This is a genomic window from Achromobacter sp. (assembly GCF_050285585.1).
GTDB lineage: Bacteria > Pseudomonadota > Gammaproteobacteria > Burkholderiales > Burkholderiaceae_B > Achromobacter.
Window position 1 is genome coordinate 57,908 of the sequence record NZ_JBLZXF010000012.1, and the last position, 18,934, is coordinate 76,841.

General features: G+C 66.7%; 19 protein-coding genes. 14 read left to right on the plus strand and 5 right to left on the minus strand.

Annotated features, from left to right (window positions below; all coding sequences use genetic code 11):
- Positions 1–56: 56 nt before the first annotated feature.
- The 5 genes from gyrB to ACN6PJ_RS17710 all read left to right on the plus strand — a co-directional run bounded on the left by gyrB (position 57) and on the right by ACN6PJ_RS17710 (position 6,920).
- A complete protein-coding gene (gene gyrB / locus ACN6PJ_RS17690; RefSeq protein WP_427997152.1) occupies positions 57–2,504 on the plus strand; it encodes a DNA topoisomerase (ATP-hydrolyzing) subunit B in 2,448 nt (815 codons plus the stop codon).
- Between the two features lie 266 nt (positions 2,505–2,770).
- Positions 2,771–3,622, plus strand: a complete 852-nt coding sequence (locus tag ACN6PJ_RS17695) for a transporter substrate-binding domain-containing protein (RefSeq protein ID WP_427997153.1) — start codon at positions 2,771–2,773, stop codon at positions 3,620–3,622.
- 21 nt (positions 3,623–3,643) lie between these two features.
- Positions 3,644–5,152: an amino acid ABC transporter permease/ATP-binding protein gene (locus ACN6PJ_RS17700; RefSeq protein ID WP_427997154.1), complete on the plus strand. Its 1,509-nt coding sequence runs from the start codon at positions 3,644–3,646 to the stop codon at positions 5,150–5,152.
- Positions 5,136–6,488, plus strand: a complete 1,353-nt coding sequence (locus ACN6PJ_RS17705) for an amidase (protein ID WP_427997155.1) — start codon at positions 5,136–5,138, stop codon at positions 6,486–6,488. Before ACN6PJ_RS17700 ends, ACN6PJ_RS17705 begins: the two co-directional genes overlap by 17 nt.
- 30 nt (positions 6,489–6,518) lie before the next feature.
- On the plus strand, positions 6,519–6,920 hold the full coding sequence (locus ACN6PJ_RS17710) for an ectoine synthase (RefSeq protein WP_427997156.1): 402 nt from the start codon (positions 6,519–6,521) through the stop codon (positions 6,918–6,920).
- 28 nt (positions 6,921–6,948) lie between these two features.
- Here ACN6PJ_RS17710 and ACN6PJ_RS17715 read toward each other — a convergent pair whose 3' ends face one another.
- From ACN6PJ_RS17715 to ACN6PJ_RS17725, 3 genes are all read right to left on the minus strand, one after another.
- Complete coding sequence (locus ACN6PJ_RS17715; RefSeq protein WP_427997157.1) at positions 6,949–7,623, minus strand: GntR family transcriptional regulator; 675 nt, start codon at positions 7,621–7,623, stop codon at positions 6,949–6,951.
- Positions 7,624–7,717: 94 nt separating this feature from the next.
- Positions 7,718–8,566 (minus strand): urea carboxylase-associated family protein, encoded by an 849-nt coding sequence (locus ACN6PJ_RS17720; RefSeq protein WP_427997158.1) that lies wholly within the window; start codon positions 8,564–8,566, stop codon positions 7,718–7,720.
- Positions 8,567–8,659: 93 nt separating this feature from the next.
- A complete protein-coding gene (locus ACN6PJ_RS17725; RefSeq protein ID WP_427997159.1) occupies positions 8,660–9,583 on the minus strand; it encodes a LysR family transcriptional regulator in 924 nt (307 codons plus the stop codon).
- 164 nt (positions 9,584–9,747) lie between these two features.
- On the opposite strand from ACN6PJ_RS17725, the gene ACN6PJ_RS17730 reads away from it, so the two are divergent.
- Positions 9,748–10,230 carry a VOC family protein gene (locus ACN6PJ_RS17730; protein ID WP_427997160.1) on the plus strand — a complete coding sequence of 161 codons (483 nt, stop codon included), beginning with the start codon at positions 9,748–9,750 and terminating at the stop codon, positions 10,228–10,230.
- Between the two features lie 18 nt (positions 10,231–10,248).
- Positions 10,249–10,917, plus strand: a complete 669-nt coding sequence (locus tag ACN6PJ_RS17735; protein WP_427997161.1) for a flavin reductase family protein — start codon at positions 10,249–10,251, stop codon at positions 10,915–10,917.
- Positions 10,918–10,939: 22 nt separating this feature from the next.
- Here ACN6PJ_RS17735 and ACN6PJ_RS17740 read toward each other — a convergent pair whose 3' ends face one another.
- Positions 10,940–11,872, minus strand: coding sequence for a LysR substrate-binding domain-containing protein (locus ACN6PJ_RS17740; protein WP_427997162.1), 933 nt, complete (start codon positions 11,870–11,872; stop codon positions 10,940–10,942).
- Positions 11,873–12,043: 171 nt separating this feature from the next.
- Between ACN6PJ_RS17740 and ACN6PJ_RS17745 the strand changes: the two genes are divergently transcribed.
- From ACN6PJ_RS17745 to ACN6PJ_RS17770, 6 genes are all read left to right on the plus strand, one after another.
- Positions 12,044–12,955, plus strand: coding sequence for an amino acid ABC transporter substrate-binding protein (locus tag ACN6PJ_RS17745; RefSeq protein ID WP_427997163.1), 912 nt, complete (start codon positions 12,044–12,046; stop codon positions 12,953–12,955).
- A gap of 96 nt (positions 12,956–13,051) precedes the next feature.
- Entirely contained in the window at positions 13,052–13,801 is a 750-nt protein-coding gene (locus ACN6PJ_RS17750) for an amino acid ABC transporter permease (RefSeq protein WP_427997164.1), read from the plus strand.
- A gap of 4 nt (positions 13,802–13,805) precedes the next feature.
- The gene (locus ACN6PJ_RS17755; RefSeq protein WP_427997165.1) at positions 13,806–14,495 is read left to right on the plus strand and encodes an amino acid ABC transporter permease; all 690 of its coding nucleotides are present in this window, start codon (positions 13,806–13,808) and stop codon (positions 14,493–14,495) included.
- Positions 14,496–14,561: 66 nt separating this feature from the next.
- The gene (locus ACN6PJ_RS17760; RefSeq protein ID WP_427997223.1) at positions 14,562–15,296 is read left to right on the plus strand and encodes an amino acid ABC transporter ATP-binding protein; all 735 of its coding nucleotides are present in this window, start codon (positions 14,562–14,564) and stop codon (positions 15,294–15,296) included.
- 5 nt (positions 15,297–15,301) lie between these two features.
- On the plus strand, positions 15,302–16,357 hold the full coding sequence (locus tag ACN6PJ_RS17765; protein ID WP_427997166.1) for a threonine aldolase family protein: 1,056 nt from the start codon (positions 15,302–15,304) through the stop codon (positions 16,355–16,357).
- A 42-nt stretch (positions 16,358–16,399) separates the two neighbouring features.
- A complete protein-coding gene (locus tag ACN6PJ_RS17770) occupies positions 16,400–17,305 on the plus strand; it encodes an EamA family transporter (protein ID WP_427997167.1) in 906 nt (301 codons plus the stop codon).
- A gap of 85 nt (positions 17,306–17,390) precedes the next feature.
- Here the strand turns inward: ACN6PJ_RS17770 and ACN6PJ_RS17775 are convergent, their stop codons facing one another.
- The gene (locus ACN6PJ_RS17775) at positions 17,391–17,687 is read right to left on the minus strand and encodes an acylphosphatase (RefSeq protein ID WP_427997168.1); all 297 of its coding nucleotides are present in this window, start codon (positions 17,685–17,687) and stop codon (positions 17,391–17,393) included.
- A 161-nt stretch (positions 17,688–17,848) separates the two neighbouring features.
- On the opposite strand from ACN6PJ_RS17775, the gene ACN6PJ_RS17780 reads away from it, so the two are divergent.
- Positions 17,849–18,745: a phytanoyl-CoA dioxygenase family protein gene (locus tag ACN6PJ_RS17780; RefSeq protein WP_427997169.1), complete on the plus strand. Its 897-nt coding sequence runs from the start codon at positions 17,849–17,851 to the stop codon at positions 18,743–18,745.
- The last annotated feature ends 189 nt before the right edge of the window (positions 18,746–18,934 follow it).

Here is an 18,934-nt window from a genome sequence, read left to right on the forward strand (position 1 = left end):
GGGCTCGCGGGCGGTCCGGCCGCCAGGCCGTTCTTTAAAGCGTTATCGATACAGACATGTCAGATCAGCAGAACACCACTCCCGAGAACAGCGGCTACGGCGCTGACTCGATCAAGATGCTCAAGGGGCTGGAGGCCGTGCGCAAGCGCCCCGGCATGTACATCGGCGACACGTCCGACGGTACCGGCTTGCACCACATGGTGTTCGAAGTCGTCGACAACGCCATCGACGAAGCCCTGGCCGGCTATTGCGACGACATCGTCGTCACGATCCACACCGACAACTCCATTTCCGTCACCGACAACGGCCGGGGGATTCCCACCGACATCCACAAGGACGATGAATTCCACCGCAGCGCGGCGGAAATCGTCATGACCGAACTGCATGCCGGCGGCAAGTTCGACCAGAACTCGTACAAGGTCTCGGGCGGCCTGCACGGCGTGGGCGTTTCCTGCGTGAACGCGCTGTCCGAATGGCTGCGGCTGACCATCCGCCGCAACGGCCAGGTGCACCAGATGGAATTCCGCCAGGGCGAGCGCACCGCGCCCCTGGCCGTGACGGGCACGACCGACAAGCGCGGCACCGAAGTGCGCTTCCTGGCCGACCCGATCATCTTCACCAACATCGAGTACCACTACGAGATCCTCTCGAAGCGCCTGCGCGAGCTGTCGTTCCTGAACAATGGCGTGAAGATCCGCCTGATCGACCAGCGCCAGGGCAAGGAAGAGAACTTTGCGTTCTCGGGCGGCGTGAAGGGCTTCGTCGAGTACATCAACCGCAGCAAGACCGTGCTGCACCCGAACGTGTTCTCGGTTTCCACCGAGTCCTCGGCGGGCGGCGTGCCGGTCGGCGTGGAAGTGGCGATGCAGTGGAACGACAGCTACAGCGAAAGCGTGCTGTGCTTCACCAACAACATCCCGCAGCGCGACGGCGGTTCGCACCTGACCGGCCTGCGCGCCGCGATGACGCGCATCATCAACAAGTACATCACCGACAACGAGCTGGCCAAGAAGGCCAAGGTCGAGACGTCCGGCGACGACATGCGCGAAGGCCTGGCCTGCGTGCTGTCGGTGAAGGTGCCCGAGCCCAAGTTCAGCAGCCAGACCAAGGACAAGCTGGTGTCCAGCGAAGTGCGTCCGGCCGTTGAAGAAGCCGTGGCCCGCACGCTGGAAACCTGGCTGCTCGAGCACCCGAACGACGCCAAGGCCCTGTGCAACAAGATCGTCGAAGCCGCGCGTGCCCGCGAAGCCGCGCGCAAGGCGCGCGAGATGACGCGCCGCAAGAGCGTGCTGGAAGGCGCCGGCCTGCCCGGCAAGCTGGCCGACTGCCAGGAAAAGGACCCCGCGCTGTGCGAGCTGTACATCGTCGAGGGCGACTCCGCAGGCGGCTCGGCCAAGCAGGGCCGCGACCGCAAGTTCCAGGCCATCCTGCCGCTGCGCGGCAAGGTGCTGAACGTCGAGAAGGCGCGCTTTGACCGCCTGATCGCCAGCGAACAGATCGCCACGCTGATCACGGCGCTGGGCACCAGCATCGGCCCCGATTTCAACGTGGACAAGCTGCGCTATCACCGCCTCATCATCATGACCGACGCGGACGTCGACGGCGCGCACATCCGCACCCTGCTGCTGACGCTCTTGTACCGCCAGATGCCCGAGCTGGTCCAGCGCGGCTACGTGTACATCGCCCAGCCGCCGCTCTACAAGGTCAAGGTCGGCCGCGAAGAGCGCTATCTGAAGGACGACCAGGAAGAAGCGCAATTCATGCTGGCGCTGGCGCTGAAGGATGCCGAGATCATCTCGGGCGGCAACATCATCCGCGGCGACGAGCTGAACGAACTGGCGCGCCAGTACGTGGCTGCGGACGCCGTGATCGCCAGGCTCTCCCGCGTGTTCGACGTGGCCGCGCTGTCGGCCATGGCCGAGGGCGTGGAAATCAATCTGGAGACGGCCGAATCCACCGCCGCGTCCGCCCGCCGCCTGGCCGACGCCATGCGCGATCCGGTGAGCGGCAACGGCGTGGAAGTCGTGGCCCAGTTCGACGAGGCGACCGAGCGCCACCGCCTGTCGGTGCAACGCATGCACCACGGCAACGTGCGCGTGAGCATCATCGACGCCGACTTCGTGAATGGATCGGACTACGCCATCCTGTCCAAGGCCGCGGCGAGCTTTTCCGGGAAGGTCGGCCCGCGTTCGCTGGTCGCCCGCGGCGAAGGCGAGAAGCGCAAGGAACAGACCGTATCGGACTTCCGCGAAGCCATGCAGTGGCTGCGCAGCGAAGCCGAACGCGGCATCTCCAAGCAGCGCTACAAGGGCCTGGGCGAAATGAACCCGGACCAGCTGTGGGAAACCACGATGGACCCGAAGGTGCGCCGTCTGCTGCGCGTGCAGATCGAAGACGCCATCGCGGCGGACGAAGTCTTCACCACGCTGATGGGCGACGACGTCGAACCGCGCCGCAACTTCATCGAAACGCACGCGCTGTCGGCGGGGAATATCGACGCCTAAGCATCGCGTCAACCGCAAGCGGCGCATCGGCCGGCCCTTCTCAGGGCCGGCTTTTTTTTGCCTCCAACGTCGCGCTGCGCCTTCCCGTTCCCCCGTTCCGGCGGAACGTCTGCGAAGGAACCGCTAGGGAAAATACCCATATCCCGTGCCTTCCCATTGCCGCAGAATCGCAAAAATTGTTCAACAATCCTGGTTCGGGAAATGCCTGGTGGCATGGCGCAGGCCCAGTCCTGCCGCGGGTTCCAGGGCGTTCAATAGGGGAAATCATGTCCACCACGATTCTGACGGCATCACGGCGCGGCGTCGCGCGCGCACTGGCCGCTTTCATGTTGTGCGCAGCATCTCCGATGGTTCTGGCATCCGCCACGATCAAGGCCGACAGCCTGACAGTAGGCTCGGACCTCACCTATCCGCCCTATGCCTACATGGAGGGCGGCAAGCCCGCCGGCTTCGATGCCGATTTCTCGCGGCTGCTGGCTTCCAAGCTCTCGCTCAAGCCGGTGTTTGTCGACACGCGCTTTCCGGACCTGATCCTCGGCATGCGGGCGCACCGCTTCGATACCGTGGCGTCCGCGCTGTACGTGACGCCCGAGCGGACCAGGCTGATCGACTTCATTCCGTACCTGAAGACCGGGGCATCGCTGGTGGTGCTGGCCGCCAGCCAGTACGCGCCGGCCGGCCCGGAGGCGCTTTGCGGCAAGCGGGTGGCGTCGATCAAGGGCGCGTCGTGGACGCCCAAGCTGCAGAAGGTCTCGCGCGAGACCTGCCAGCCCAAGGGGCAGGGAGAAATCAAGGTGCTGGAGTTCCCAACCTCGCCAGAAGCGATGATGGCGCTGCGGTCGCAGGCCGCGGATGCCATGATCGAGGACGCGGCGGTGGTGCACGGCATGCTGGAGCAATCCAGGGATGGCCTCAAGGTGACCTCCACCTCCCTGCTCTATCCGATCGTAATCGGCCTGGGCGTCAACAAGGAATCGAAGGAGCTCCAGGGCGCGTTGAGCAACGCGTTGCAGCGCGCCCGCGAGAGCGGCGAGTACCAGGCGCTATTGGCCCGCTACGGGCTGGAAGAGCCGTCGGCGGCCGAGATACAGGCTGCCTTGGCGGGCCCGGCCCGATAACACCGCGACGGAAGCCGGAACATGCATTTCGATTGGGACTACGCCGTCAGTCTGCTCTGGGACACCGATTTCTGGAAGGCGTGCTGGGTGGTGGTGAAGCTGAGCACGGCGACCTGGGTGATAGGCGTAGCGGCGGGGTTTCTGCTGGCGCTGGGCAAACAGGCGAGGAATCCCGTCATTAGCCGTCTGGCGGGCCTGTACATCTGGTTCTTCCGCAGCCTGCCGCTGCTGGTGCTGCTGGTGTTCATCTACAACCTTCCGCAGGTATTTCCGGCTGCGGGCGCTCTGCTGTCGGATCCGTTCTACGCGGGGCTGACCGCGCTGGTCGTGAGCGAGACGGCCTTCATCGCCGAAATCCACAGGGGCGGCATCCTTGGGGTGCCACGGGGGCAGATCGAAGCGGGACGGGCGCTGGGCATCCGCTATGCCGGCATCCAGCGCATGATCGTCATTCCCCAGGCGCTGCGCATTGCGCTTCCGGCCCTGAGCAATGAATTCATCACGATAGCCAAGCTGACCTCGCTGGTGTCGGTGATCTCGCTGGCCGAGATCCTGCTGGTCGGGCAGCGGCTGTACACGCAGAACTTCCTGGTGTTCGAGACGATGCTCGCGGTAGCGCTGTACTACGTGCTGATCGTCACGCTTTTCGACAAGCTGCTGGGCTGGCTGGAGTCGCACATGAATATTCTGCGGCGGGCTCCCAAGCCTCTGGCGCTGGACGAGCAGACGCGCCGCGCAGTGCAGGAAGGCGCGTCAGGGCCCGCGATGAAGGCCGCCGGCGACGAGCCCGCGCTGGAAGTGCGGCAGGCGCGCAAGCGCTTTGGCGACCACGAGGTGCTCAAGGGCATCGACCTGAAGGTCAAGGCCGGCGAAGTCATCAGCATCATCGGCCCGTCCGGTTCCGGCAAGACGTCCCTGATACGCACGTTGAACGGGTTGGAGACGCTGGATGGCGGCGAGGTGCTGCTGCACGGCAAACCCTTTCTCGGGTCTCCGGGCGCGGGCGCGCAGGCGGGGCCCGGCGATCGGATCCTCGATATCGGCATGGTGTTCCAGAGCTTCAATCTGTTCCCGCACAAGACGGTGCTGCAGAACGTGATGCTGGCGCCGGCCTACCACGGGCGCGGCGGCGCCGACGCGCTGCGCCGCGAAGCGCTGGTGCTGCTCAACAAGGTGGGCATGCTGGACCACGCGCACAAGTACCCGCACCAGCTTTCAGGAGGCCAGCAGCAGCGGGTGGCGATCGCCCGCGCCCTGGCCATGCGGCCGTCCATCATGCTGTTCGACGAGCCCACGTCGGCGTTGGATCCGGAGCTGGTGGCGGAAGTGCTGAAGGTCGTGGAAACGCTGGCGCGCGAAGGCATGACGATGTTGATCGTGACGCATGAAATGGGATTCGCGTTCAAGGTGTCGGACCGGGTGGTGTTCATGGAGGCCGGCCGCGTGCTGCTCGACGCGCCTCCCGCCGAGGTGCTGGGCAGCGCGGATCCGCGCGTGAAGGACTTCCTGAGCCATGTCCATGTTTCCTGATCAACGCGGTCCGGCGTCGCGGGCGGTTTCGGCGTGCCTGGCGCGGGCGCTCGAGGATCCGTCGGCCGCCGCGCTGGCCCTGCTCGCGCGCCGCGACGAGGACGCCCTGGACGAGGCGCGGGCGCGCGATGCATTGCGAACACTGGCGCCGGGAGACGAGCCCTTGGCCGGAATGGCGTTGGGCGTAAAGGCCTGTTTCGATGTGCGGGGCTGGACGACGCACGCAGGTTCGCGCGTGCTGTCCGATGCGCCGGCCGCGGCCGAAGACGCCCCGCTGGTCCGCAGGCTGCGGCGCGCCGGGGCCGTGCTGCTGGCGCAGAACAACATGACGGAGTTCGCCTACGGCGCGCTGGGCCTGAACGCGACCTTCGGCACGCCGCTCACGCCATGCATGGCCGACGCTCCGCGCGTGGCGGGCGGGTCCAGCAGCGGCGGCGCGGTGGCCGTGGCGCGGGGCATGGTGAATCTTGCGCTGGTGTCCGACACCAGCGGCTCGGCGCGCATACCCGCGGCGTTTTGCGGAGTCGCGGGCTTCAAGCCTTCCCGGGGCCGGTATGAAGACGCCGGCATGACGTATTTGTCGCCGACGTTCGACGTGCCGGGCATCATCGCTATGGACGCCGCGCAGTGCCTGCGTGTGGATAAGGCGTTGGCGCCCCGCCCAGACGCCGGATCGCCGGCGCGCCTTGCCCGCGCGGCGGCGCCATTGGCGGGCTTGAATTTCGTGGTGCCGGACCATGTCGAGGACATGCTGGACCCGGAAGTGCGGCGCGCATTCTCGGCCTGGTTGCAATGCCTGATGGGCGCGGGCGCGGCGCTGCGGCGCGTGCCCATGCCTTGCGTTGCCCAGTCCGGCCTTGTGGCGCGCGACGGAGGCATCATCGCGGCCGAGGCCTACATGCTGCACGCGCCGCGCCTGGCCAAGGATGCGGCCCGCTACGATCCCCGCGTGGGGCCGCGCATGCTGTTGGGGGCGCAGGTTCCCGCGCATGCCTATCTTGCGGCGCAGCGGCGGCTGGTGGAACTGCGCCGGGAATACGACGCGGCGATGGCGGGAGCGGACGCGGTGCTGACGCCGACCGTGCCCATGCTGCCGCCGACGTTGGCGCAGCTGGAAGACAACGACGCCTATCTGCGTGAAAACTCCCGCGCCTTCAGCCTGACGGAATTCGCAAACCGCCTGGACTTGCCGAGCATTTCGCTGCCCGGCGATCTTGCCGACAGAAGCGCCGTGGGCCTGATGGCGACAGGCTTGCGCGGCGGCGACCGCGCCCTGCTGGCTGCCGCCGTGCGGATCGAAGCGGCGCTCGGAGCGGCCGCGCGCCACCGGAACTGATTTCCCCACTCATTTGCCGAGTAGCATCCCATGATAGTTATCCACAGCGACGAACTGACCGACACTGAACGCCACGCCCGGGGACCGGGCTGGGAAAGCAAGCGCATCATCGTCAAGCGCGACGGAATCGGTTATTCCGTGCACGAAACCCGCGTCTTCGAAGGCGCCGAGCTGCATCTGCACTACAAGCATCACTACGAAGCGAACTACTGCATGGAAGGCGAAGGAGAGGTCGAGGACGTGGCCACCGGCGCCGTCCACGCCGTCAGGCCCGGCACGCTGTACGCACTGGACAAGAACGACCAGCACATCCTGCGGGCCGTGAAGGGGGATTTGCGGCTCGTCTGCGTATTCAACCCGCCCTTGAGCGGACAGGAAACGCACCAGGCGGACGGCAGCTACGCGGAGCCGGAGCCGGAGCAGCGCGCCTAGGCGCATCCGGGCGCCTGCCTGGCGCCCGCTACTTGGCCTGCTGCTTCAGGCGGGTCAGCACGGCCATCAGCGTGCGTTCGGAATCGTCCAGGTATTCGGTCAGGGCTTGCGCCGCCAGGTCGCGGCGCCCTTCCACGAGCAGGCCATGGATACGGCGTTCGCGTTCGATCCAGTCGGGCGTCTGGATGCGGCTTTCATCGACCTCCGACGCGAACACCAGGCGCAGCTGCGCACAGAGCGTGAGAAAGAACTCGTCCAGCAGCCGGCTGCCCAGCTGCGCGACGATGTGCTGGTGCACTTGCAGGCTCAGCGTGCCTACGGTGCGCCATTGTTTCCGGGACAGCGCGCGTTCGGCCGCGTTGATGGTCGTGTGCATCTTGTCGAGCAGCGCGGATTGCAGCGGCAGCCCGCCTTCGATGGCCTGCAGCTCCAGCGCGCGGCGGGCCGCATAGATCTCGCGCAGGTCTTTGCGCTCCATGCGCCGGACCACGACGCCCTTGTGGCGGATGAAGGTGGCTAGCCCCTCGCGGCCGAGCTGGTGCAGGACTTCCCGGATCGTGTTGCGCGATGCGCCATAGTCCGCGGCCAGGTCGACCTCCACCAGCTGCGTGCCGGGTGGCAGCTTGCCTTCCATGATGTCGTCGCGCAGCTGGTGGCTGATGCGTTCGGCGATCGAGATTCCGCTGTCGCGTTCGGCGGGCATGATGGCATGGGCTCCTATAGGAAAGGCGCCGCTCCAGGTAAAACAGGCCCCGTGGGGGCCTGCAAGCCGAAGGCGCGGCGAGGGACGTTTCCCGTTATTTCTTCCACTCGACCTTTTCAGGGTGCAGTCCGTGGACGCCCTTATACGGTGAAACCTCGGGCGGTGTCCAGCCTTGCAGCAGCGCGGGATCCAGCGCATAGACCTCCACGCCCAGCGGACGGCAGACGTCGATGGGGTCGCGCGCCTCGGGGCCCCACATGGGCACGGACAGGTCGCCTCCGGGGCAGGTGGAAAGCGCGCACAGCAGGTCCATTTCGGCGAAGAACTCCAGGTAGTCGCCCGGCTTGGCCGGACATGCCTTCATGAAGTACTTGTCCTCGTCGTTCAGGCCCGTGACCTGGAACACGTTGAGCACGTCGTGGACGTCGAATTCGGTCAGGCCGTGGGGCGCCACCGCGCGGGTCAGGTTCGAGTGGCAGTGGAAGTGGAAATCCTCGCCGCTGAGCAGCTTGTTCACGTAAGGGTCGCAACGCGTGCCGAGCAGGTCGTGGACGCGGCCGCCATCGCTGTCGACCCCATAGTCGGCGAGCGTGTCGTCGGTAATGGTGACCATGGGCCGCAGGTACGGCAACGTGGACCAGATGCGGTCATGCGTGCTGACGTGCGCCTGTTGCAGCTGGCGGGTGCGCGATGCCCACATCCGCTCGCGCGGATTGTGCAGGTTCCACATGTTGAAGTCCGCCACCTGGGGGCCTTCCAGGGTCACGATGCGGAACACGTGGCCGGCGGGGACTTTCCAGGCGAAGCCGCTGCGGATGGGAACGACGTGGGATTCGACTAGCTTGCGCTGCGCCGGGTCGGCGACGAGCGTGCGGTAGAAGTCCCGGTCCACATTCAATACCGAACCCTTGCCTACCTGGTACGCCGCGGGGTAATTCGACATGGTCTGCCTCCTGATCCGATCCTGGAATCACTGCCAGGATTGTTGAACAATCATGGGGCAGTATACAGGAGCGCAGCGGCGCGGAAAGCCCTTTCAGAAGGGCTGCGCGGTGCTGCCCGGCGTGCCGCAAACCCGCTTGATCGTCTGGCGCAGCCAGCGATGCGCGGGATCGCTGTCCAGCCGCGGCGGCCAGGCCTGCACGACGGTGACCGGGGTCACCGGAACCGGCACGGCGAAGGGCCGCAGGTTCAGACCCAGCCGTTCCACGCCGGGTATCAGGTCCCTGGGCATGGATGGCAGGATCAGGTCGGAATCGGCCAGCGCGAAGATGGCGGCGTGGAACGTGGGCGTGATGACCGAGACGTGCCGTTCCAGGCCCAGCTCGGCCAGCGCCGCGTCGATGGCGCCTTGCGAGCGGCCCCGGCGCGATACGCTGATGTGGTCGTAGGCGGAGAAGCGCCGCGGGGTGATGCGTCCATCGAAGATGGGGTGTCCGGCGCGCGCCAGGCCGCAGAAGGTGGCGGTGAACAGGCGCTGTACCTTGATGTCGGCGCCGAACTTTTGCAATGAGCCGATATAGAGGTCGGCGTTGCCGCCCAGGGCGTCGGCATCGTCCTCGCCCTCCGAGACGAAGCGCAACACGGTGCGCGGCGCGTGGCGGCCCAGGTGCTCGCGCAGGCGGCCGCCGTAGCCGCCCACGAACACGTCGTTGGCGCGCAGGGTAAACACGCGCTCCAGGGTGGCCAGATCGATGTCCTGGCTGAATTCGGCGAACACGGCCTGTGCCTGTTCCACCACGCTTTTCACGCGTCCGTGCAGGTCCAGTGCCCGCGGGGTGGGCGCCAGGCCCCGTCCCGATCGGACCAGGACGGGATCGCCCACGGCCCGCCTTATGCGGGCCAGGCTGCGGCTGACGGCCGGCGTGCTGAGGTTGAGGCGCCGCGCCGCGCCGGCGACGCTGCCCTCCTGGATCAGCACGTCCAGGGTCAGCAGCAGGTTGAGATCCAGCGATTTCATGCGGCCAAGCATAGCGCGGGCCGATGAGCGGCCGGGGTTTGGGCGTTGTCCGGCGTGCACTTCTGGATTGCGCATCGCGGCATTCCCCGGCGTCCGGGGCCGCGCCAACATGCGGGTCTGGGCGGCGCGTGGGCGTTCGCCGGACGAGAATCGAGGAGAAAGAAATGGCGCTGGACGTTCTGGAGTTGCATCATCACGCCGTGCGCATGCCGCTGGACAAAGTCGCGGCCATGGGCGCGTTCTATGGAGACGTGCTGGGGTTGGACACCGACAAGGGCCGATGGGAGATTCCGGGCATCGCCGGATACTTCCTGGACATGGGCAATGATTGCCAGATCCATCTGCTGGGCAGCGACGGCCCTTCGCCCTATTCCCAAGGCCCGGGCCGAGATCCTGTGGAAAACCACGTGGCGCTGGCGGTGCGCGATATCGCGGCGTCCGAAGCCGAATTGCAACGCCTGGGCGTGGAGTACTGGAAGCTGGACAACGTGGCGGCGCCAGAGCTGATGCAGCTGTTCCTGCGCGACCCGGTGGGCAACCTGATCGAGCTGCACCAGATCGGCCGCTGCCGCTGCAAGCGCAGCGACCGCGCGTTCGCCGATGCCAAGGCCGCCGAAGGGGCTGCGCCTACGCGGGCGCGCGATTGACACGGCGGGAGACGAGCCATGTTCATCGACATGAATGAGCTGGAGGGGCCGGCCCGCTACAAGCTGCTGACGGCGGCGGTCGTGCCGCGGCCCATCGCCTGGATCGTGTCGCGCGACACGCTTGGAACGACGAACGTGGCGCCATTTTCGTTCTTCAACGTGATGTCCGGCGATCCGCCCCTGATCTGCGTCGGCATCGGCGTGCGCGGCGACGCGCCCAAGGACACGGCGCGCAATATCTCCGAGCGCGGCGAATTCACGGTGAGCCTGGTGTCGGCGCCGCTGGCCGCGCGGATGAACGTCACGGCGGTGGACTTTCCGGCCGGGGTGGACGAGTCGCTGGAAGCCGGGCTGATCCTGTCGCCGTCCCGGCGCATTGGCGTGCCATGGGTGGCGCAGTCGCCGGTGGCGTTCGAATGCCGCGTGCATGAACTGATCCGCATCGATCGGCGCAGTCTGGTGGTGGCGGGCGTGGTTGCCATGCACGTGCGCGACGAGGTGGTGGCCGACAGGGACCATCTGTACCTGGACGGCCCCCGGATGGATCTGCTTGCCCGCCTGCACAACCCGGGGTGGTACTGCCGCCCTCAGGCGGCATTCCAGATGCCCCAGCTGACGCTGGCGCAGTGGGAAGCGTTGAAACTGTCGGGCGAGGCCGACAGCTATCTGGAGCAGGATCTCGCGTGAGAACGCGCGCGTCGGCGCGCTGTCAGCGCGCCGGCCGTGCCTTCAGGTCGGACATTTCTTCCTGCATGAGCTGGTGGGCATAGCGTGAAAACACGCTGACCAGGCGGGTGCGGGTATGGTACGGGGGATAGAGCAAGGCCACGGTGACCGGCACCGCCGGGCTGAATGGCCGTACTTCCACGCCGTTGGCCTCGAATTCCTCGCGCGCAGCCAGCGGATTGATGAGCGCGACGCCCAGGCCCGCGCCGACCAGGGCGCAGATGGACGAGCCCAGCCCGGCCTCGGCCACGATCTGTCTTTCCACCTTGGCCGCCTTGAACACCGCGTCGATTTTCTCGCGCAGGGGCGTGCCGCTGGTGAAGGCGACGAACGGCTCGCCCGCGAAGTCGGCGGGCTTGAGCTTCTTCAGTCTGGCCAGGCGATGGCCCTTCGGCACCACGGCCACGCAGCTCATCGTCAGCACCGGTTCCACCTGGATGCCCGGCGAGTCCCCCGACAGCATGGCCAACCCCGTATCGCAGAACCCGGAACTGATCCAGTTGTGCACCGTGCTCGCGTTGCCCGAATGGATGGACACCATGACGTCCGGGTACTCGGTCTTGAAGGCGGCCACGATGCGCGCCAGCAGGCCGCCGGCCAGCCGCGGCATGGCCGCCACGCTCAGCCGGCTGGCGCTGAACGAGCGGATGCTGGCCGCGGCCGACTCCAGGCCGGCCAGGCCGATGAAGGTTTTCTCCACCTCCTGGAAGAAGCGCGACCCGTCCTGTGTGGGCGTCAGGCGGCTGCCGTTGCGGTCGAACAGGGCGAACTGGGTGATGGCTTCCAATTGCGCGATTAAGCGGCTAACGTGCGGCTGCGAGGTATGCACGCGCCGCGCGGCGGCCGTCATCGAGCCGGTCATCATGACGGCCCGGAAGGCCTCGATGTGTCGCAAGCCCATCCGTGGAATGGCCATGTCAAATCCGTATAGAGGAATACTCGATTGGAACTGGATAAAACCATACTGCTAGTTGATACTTTTCGCCAACCGCGGGGCTCATCGCGGGACGCGGCGGTTTCCGGCGGGCCAGGAAGCGCCGATCGTAAATATAAGCATGCGCCGCTCGCGCGGCGCCAAGGGAATCAGATGAAAGCACTTGCTGTGATCTCCGTCGCCGCGGCCCTCGTGGCCAGCGCCGCATCCGCTCACGCCGAAGGCCCGAGCCGCCTGGACAAGATCCGGGAGTCCGGCGTGATCACCCTCGGCCATCCCGAGACCTCGGTCCCGTTTGCCTACCTGGACGGCAACCAGAAACCGATCGGCTATACGGTGGAGATCTGCCAGGAGATCGCCCAGTACGTGAAGGCCGCGCTGAAGCTGCCGAAGCTGGACGTGCGCTACAACCCGACCACGTCGGCCACGCGCATCCCGCTGCTGGCCAATGGCACCATCGATCTCGAATGCGGCAATACCACCAACAACCTCGAGCGCCATAAGCTGGTGTCGTTCGCTCCCACCACGTTCGTGGCCCAGGTGGTGCTGGTGGCGCGCAAGGACGGCGGCGTGGATCCCAACAACCTGGAGTCCTTCCGCGGCAAATCCATCGCCGCGCAGGCCGGCGGCCAGACCTTCCGGCTGATCTCCCAGCTGAACGCGAAGGGCAACCTGGGCATCACCATGGCGCCCACCAAGGACACCGCGGAAACCCTCCTGATGGTGGAATCGGGCCGCGCCGCGGGGTCCGCCAACGACGACGGCATTGCCTATGGGGTGGTGGCTTCGGCGAAGAATCCGGATGTGTTCGTGATCGGCAAGAAGGGCCTGGAAGTGGCGCCCTACGGCATCATGGAACCCAAGGACGACCCGGCCTTCAAGAAGGTGGTGGACGACGCGGTGCTGGATCTGATCAAGACGGGCAAGGTGGCGGCAATCTACGACAAGTATTTCAATTCGCCGATCCCGCCCAAGCAGATCAACCTGAAATACCCCATGAGCGACGCCCTGAAGCGCGCGCTGGCCAATCCCACCGATTCCGGCGACCCCAAGGTATACGAGTAAGGGGGGCGGTCCGCGGAAGGCGCGTACTTCCGCGGTCCTTGCCGGGGCAGGATGCCGGCCGCCGGAGGCGGACGGCATCGCCATCGAAGGACGGGTATGAACTACAACTGGAGTTGGGGCGTCTTCCTGGAGATGTCGCCTGATGGCGTGCATACGTTCCTGGAGACGATTCTGATCGGCGTGGGCTGGACCCTCGCACTGGCCCTGACGGCGTGGGTATTCGCGCTGTTGCTCGGGTCCTGGCTGGGCGTGATGCGCACCGCGCAGTCCCGTCTGATGAATGCGATCGGCGCGACCTATGTGGAGCTGTTCCGCAACGTGCCGCTGCTGGTGCAGATGTTCCTGTGGTATTTCGTGCTGCCCGAGCTGCTGCCGCACGTCTGGGGCCTGGCCATGAAGCAGATGCCGCAGCCTTGGGGCCAGTTCGTGCCGGCCTTGCTGTGCCTGGGCTTCTATGGCTCGGCGCGCGTGGCGGAGCAGCTGCGCGCGGGCATCCAGTCGCTGCCGCGCGGCCAGTTCCAGGCCGGCACCGCGCTGGGCCTGACCGAGGCGCAGGTCTACCGCTACATCATCCTGCCGGAGGCGTTCCGCATCGTGCTGCCCCCGCTGACGTCCGAATTCATGGGCACGGTCAAGTACTCGTCGGTGGCGCTGACGATCGGCCTTCTCGAACTGACCGGGCAGGCGCGTTCGATGGCGGAGTTCAGCTTCCATATCTTCGAGGCGTTCTCGGCCGCCACCGTCATTTACCTGATACTCAATGGCATCGTGGTCTTCGGCATGCGCACGATCGAGCGCCGCGTGGCGGTCCCGGGCCTGATCGGCGCCGTGGCCAAGAGGCCCTAGCATCATGGGCAAATTCGACTTCGATGTGATCGGCAGCGCCCTGCCGTACCTGTTCCAGACGGGCATGACGTTCACGCTCACACTGACCGCGCTGGCGGCGGTGATGGGGCTGGCGCTGGGCACGCTGCTGGCGTTGATGCGCCTGTCGCGCTTCAGGATACTGTCGGTGCCGGCGGGCATCTACGTGAACGTGATGCGTTCTATCCCCCTGCTGCTGGTGATCTTCTGGTTCTACTTCCTGATGCCGTATATCGCCGCGTGGATCGTGGGCTCGCCCACGCCGCTGCGGGTGGGCGCGTTCAAGTCGGCGGTGATCACCTTCACGCTATTCGAGGCCGCGTACTTCTGCGAAATCATGCGCGCCGGCATCCAGTCGATCGCGCGCGGGCAGGTGTCGGCCAGCCTCGCCCTGGGACTGACGTCGTGGCAGGGCATGCGCTACGTGGTGTTGCCCCAGGCGTTGCGCAACATGGTGCCCGCGCTGCTCACGCGCGTCATCATCCTGTTCCAGGACACCTCGCTGGTGTATGTGCTGTCCCTGACCGATTTCCTGGGCGCGGCGTCCAAGATCGGCCAGCGCGACGGCCGCCTGGTGGAGCTCTATCTGTTCGTGGCGGTGGTGTACTTCGTGATCTGCTTCACGGCGTCCCGCCTGGTCAAGCTGCTGGAAATGCGCACGCGGGTCCTGCGCTAGCCCGCCGTTCCGGCCCTCTCCAAGTTATCCACAGGTTCAACGATGCAACTTACCCCCAAACCCCCGATGATCGAGATCAGGCAGGTCAGCAAGTGGTACGGCTCGTTCCAGGTGCTGGACGATTGCTCGACGAGCGTCGGCCGCGGCGAGGTCGTGGTGATATGCGGGCCGTCCGGCTCCGGCAAATCCACATTGATCAAGACCGTGAATGCCCTGGAGCCCTTCCAGAAGGGCGACATCGTGGTCAACGGCATTTCGGTGGGCGATCCGCGCACCAATCTGCCCAAGTTGCGCGCCGTGGCCGGGATGGTGTTCCAGCATTTCGAGCTGTTCCCGCATCTGTCGGTGACCGAGAACCTGTGCCTGGGCCAGGTCAAGGTGCTCAAGCGCGGCAAGGACGAGGCCCGCCAGCGCGCGCTCGCCCTGCTGGACCGCGTGGGCCTGTCCGCGCACAGGGACAAGCATCCCGGCGAACTTTCCGGCGGCCAGCAGCAGCGCGTGGCCATCGCGCGGGCGCTGTCGATGGACCCGGTGGTGATGCTGTTCGACGAACCGACCTCCGCCCTGGACCCCGAGATGGTCAACGAGGTGCTGGACGTGATGACCGACCTGGCGGGCGACGGCATGACGATGATGGTGGTGACCCATGAAATGGGATTCGCCCGCCGCGTGGCCGACCGCGTGATTTTCATGGACGGCGGCAAGATCGTGGAGGACTGCGCAAAGGAGCAGTTCTTCGACAACGTAGAGGAGCGTGCCCCGCGCACGCGCCAGTTTCTTTCCAAAATCCTGCAGCACTGACAGCCATGACCCAGCGTACCCCCGCCGCCTCGCGCCCGCCCGTAGATTTGCGCAGCGACACCGTCACCCGTCCCACCGAGGCGATGTACGAGCGCATGCGCGCCGCGCCGATCGGCGACGACGGCCTGGACGGCGACCCTACCGTGCGCGAACTGGAAGCGCACGTGGCCGCCCGCCTGGACAAGGAAGCCGGCCTGTTCGTGCCCAGCTGCACCATGGCCAATCTGCTGGCCGTGCTGGCCCAGACGCAACGCAATGAACAGGTGGTGCTGGAATCATCGGCCCATATGTACACCTCGGAACGCGGCGCGGCCACGTTTACCGGGTTGTTCTACCTGGGGGTGGCCGGCGCCGACGGCGCGATGGACCTGGCCCGCCTTGAAGACGCGCTGCAAGGCGGAGGGCATCGGCTGAAGACCTCGCTGGTGGCGATGGAAACGTCGCACAACAATGCGGGCGGCGCGGTGCTGCCCCTGGACCACATGCAGGCGGTCCACGGCATGGCGCGCGCCGCCGGCGCGGCTGTGCACCTGGACGGCGCCCGCCTGTTCAACGCGGCGGTGGCGCTGGGCGTGGCGCCCGGCGACATCGCGCGCCACGCGGACACGGTATCGCTGTGCCTGTCCAAGGGGCTGAGCGCGCCCGTGGGCGCCGTGCTGGCCGGCGGCAAGTCCGTTATGGCCAGCGCGCGGGTGCTGCGCCGCATGCTGGGCGGCACCCAGCGCCAGTCGGGCATCATGGCGGCGGCCGGCCTGGAAGGCGTGCAGGCGATGGGCGACCGGCTGGCCGAGGACCACGTCCGCGCCCGCCGGCTGAGCGATGGCGTCAACCGCCTGGCGCCAGCGCTGTCCGCGAGCGTGCCCCAGACCAATATCGTGCAGGTCGAGACCGCCGGCACCGGCATGGGCAATGCGCAGTGGGTCGCCGCGCTGCAGGCGGCGGGTCTGCTCGTCCGGCCGTGGGGCCGCACGCGGCTGCGCTGCGTGACCCACCGCCACATCGGCGACGCGGACATCGACGCGGCCGTGCATGCCTTCGAAACGGTACTGAACGCCGGCTGATCTGCGCCGTTCCCAGGGGCATGCCCGGTGCGATAATGCCGCATGTCCACGACCCACCTTTCCCGAAAAGACTATCTCTGCGCATTGGCGGTCGTTGTCATCTGGGGCTCGAACTTCGTCGTCATGAAGATCGGCATGCGGGGCCTTTCCCCCATGATGCTCGGCGCCTTGCGGTTCGCCCTGGCGGCGTTCCCCCTGATCCTCTTCGTGCGTCCGCCGAGGCTGCCCTGGCGCTGGATCGCGGCCTACGGGCTGGTGCAGGGCCTGGGCCAGTTCGGATTGCTCTTCACCGCGCTCAAGTTCGGCATGCCCGCGGGCATGGCCTCGCTGGTCATCCAGACCCAGGCATTCTTCACGCTGTTGCTGGCCGCGCCCATGCTGCATGAACGCGCCCAGCGGCACCATTGGATCGGGCTGTGCGTGGCCGCCGTGGGGCTGGCGGTCATCGCTGGCGGCCGCGGCGAGGGGCCGGGCCAGATGACGATGCTGGGGTTTGCGCTGACCCTCGGCGGCGCTTTCATGTGGGCCGTGTCCAACATCATCGTGCGCCTGGCCAGCCGCAAGGCGCCCGGCTACGACCCTTTCGCCTTCATCGTCTGGAGCAGCGCCGCGCCGGTGCTGCCCTTCCTGCTGTTGGCGGTGCTGATCGACGGCTGGGAGCCGGCGGTCGGCATGGTGGCCGGCATGGGATGGGGCGAGGCGCTGTCGGTGCTCTACCTGGCAGGGCTGGCGACCTTGCTGGCCTATACCCTGTGGACGCAGTTGCTGACGCGTCACGCGGCGGCCAAGGTGGCGCCGTTCTCGCTGCTGGTGCCGGTGGTGGGCCTGTGGGCGGCGTCCATGGCCTTCGGCGAAAGCCTGTTGCCGCTGCAATGGCTGGGCGCGGCCTGCGTGCTGGCAGGCCTGGTGCTCAACCAGTTGGGCGGGCGTTGGCTGCGCACCCGCTGAGCCGAACGGCCGATACCGGCACCGCTTCTTCCGCCGTTTTTCAGTCTATCGGATTACGCCATCCCGGCGGGCCGCGCGGGCGGCCTCACAGTTGCTCGAAGCGGATGTAACGCTTATCGGTGTACTCCCTGCTTGTGGTGACTTCTTTCACGTCGGCGCCGGGCGGCCCGCGCCGCAGCCATTCCAGCATGTGGTCGACCTGATCGGGCGTGCCTTGCACCACGGCTTCGACCGTGCCGTCCGGCAGATTCTGCACCCAGCCCGTCGCGCCCAGCAGATGGGCGCGGCGGACCGTGGCGTGACGATAGCCCACGCCCTGCACGACGCCGCTGATGGCGACGCGGACGGTTTCGATGTGAGGGGCGGTTTTGGGGTCTTGCATGCGGTTTCCTTCGGATGATGCGCCGCCTCTGGCGATATGCGTAGGCGGTATTGGCTACGGCGGATGATCTATAGGCCCGATGGGCATCGAAGCGATACGTTAGAGCTCATGTCAAAACGTGCCAACGGGAACACCCGCTACCAGAGCTTGGAGAAGCCATTATGGAAGAGACCAGTTTGTTGTCGGAAGTGGAGACAGCGCGCTACAGGGAACAAGGGTACCTGGCCCTGAAAGACATGTGCCCGCAAGACGAGGTGGGTTACATCCGCCGGACCCTGATGGATCTGTTCGCTAACAAGACCGGCTACAACGAGGGTGCGCAGTACGACTTCGTCAGCCGCGACGATCCGTCCAAGCCGGCCAAGTTCCCCAGTTTGCACGATCCACGCCATTATGCCCCGGGCCTCCTGAAGACCACCTATCACGAGCGCACCCTGGAGCTGGCCCGCCAGTTGCTGGGCGAGGACGCCGCCCTCTACGGCGAGCACGCCCTGCTCAAGCCGGGCCCCCACGGCCCCGAGACGCCGTGGCACCAGGACGAGGCGTTCCGGTCGCCGGACTTCGTCTACAACGAACTTAGCATCTGGCTGGCGCTGCAGCCGGCCACGACCGAGAACGGCTGCATGCAGTTCATCCCGGGCTCGAACAAATGGGAGGTGCTGGAGCATCGTTCGCCGGGCGGGGACAAGAGCCTGCATCCGCTGGAGTGCTGCGGCGACTTTCCGCGCGAGCAGGCGGTGCCCGAACCGCTGGAGCCGGGCGGCATTACGGTGCACGACGCCCGGACCCTGCATTTCACCGGTCCCAATACGTCGCAATCGCCGCGCCTGGCCTACATCCTCATCTACAACACGCCGCCGGTCTACAAGCCTGGGCGCCGCGAATTCCCGTGGCTGGAGGGGCGCTGGACCGACAGCCAGACCCGCAAGAAGCAATGGCACAAGCGCGGCGGCCTGGCCGTGGACGTGATGCGCCGCCTGCCCGCGGCGAGGCTGACCAGCCCGCGCTGGGTGGCGTGGGCCACGATCCGGGCCGTGTCGAAGGTCTGGCCGCGATAGGGGGCGCAAGGGCCGGAAGAGCCCTTGCGGCAGGGGGGCGACCGGGGCCGGCAAGCGACGCTTGCCGGCCCCGGCGCGTATACTGGGCGGCGCCGCGGGCTCCAGGCCCGGCGGCACCCTGGAGCCGCCCGCAGCCGGTGGCCGGGGATCCAAAAAATAAAGAATCGCAGCCGTCCCTCTACACTCCAT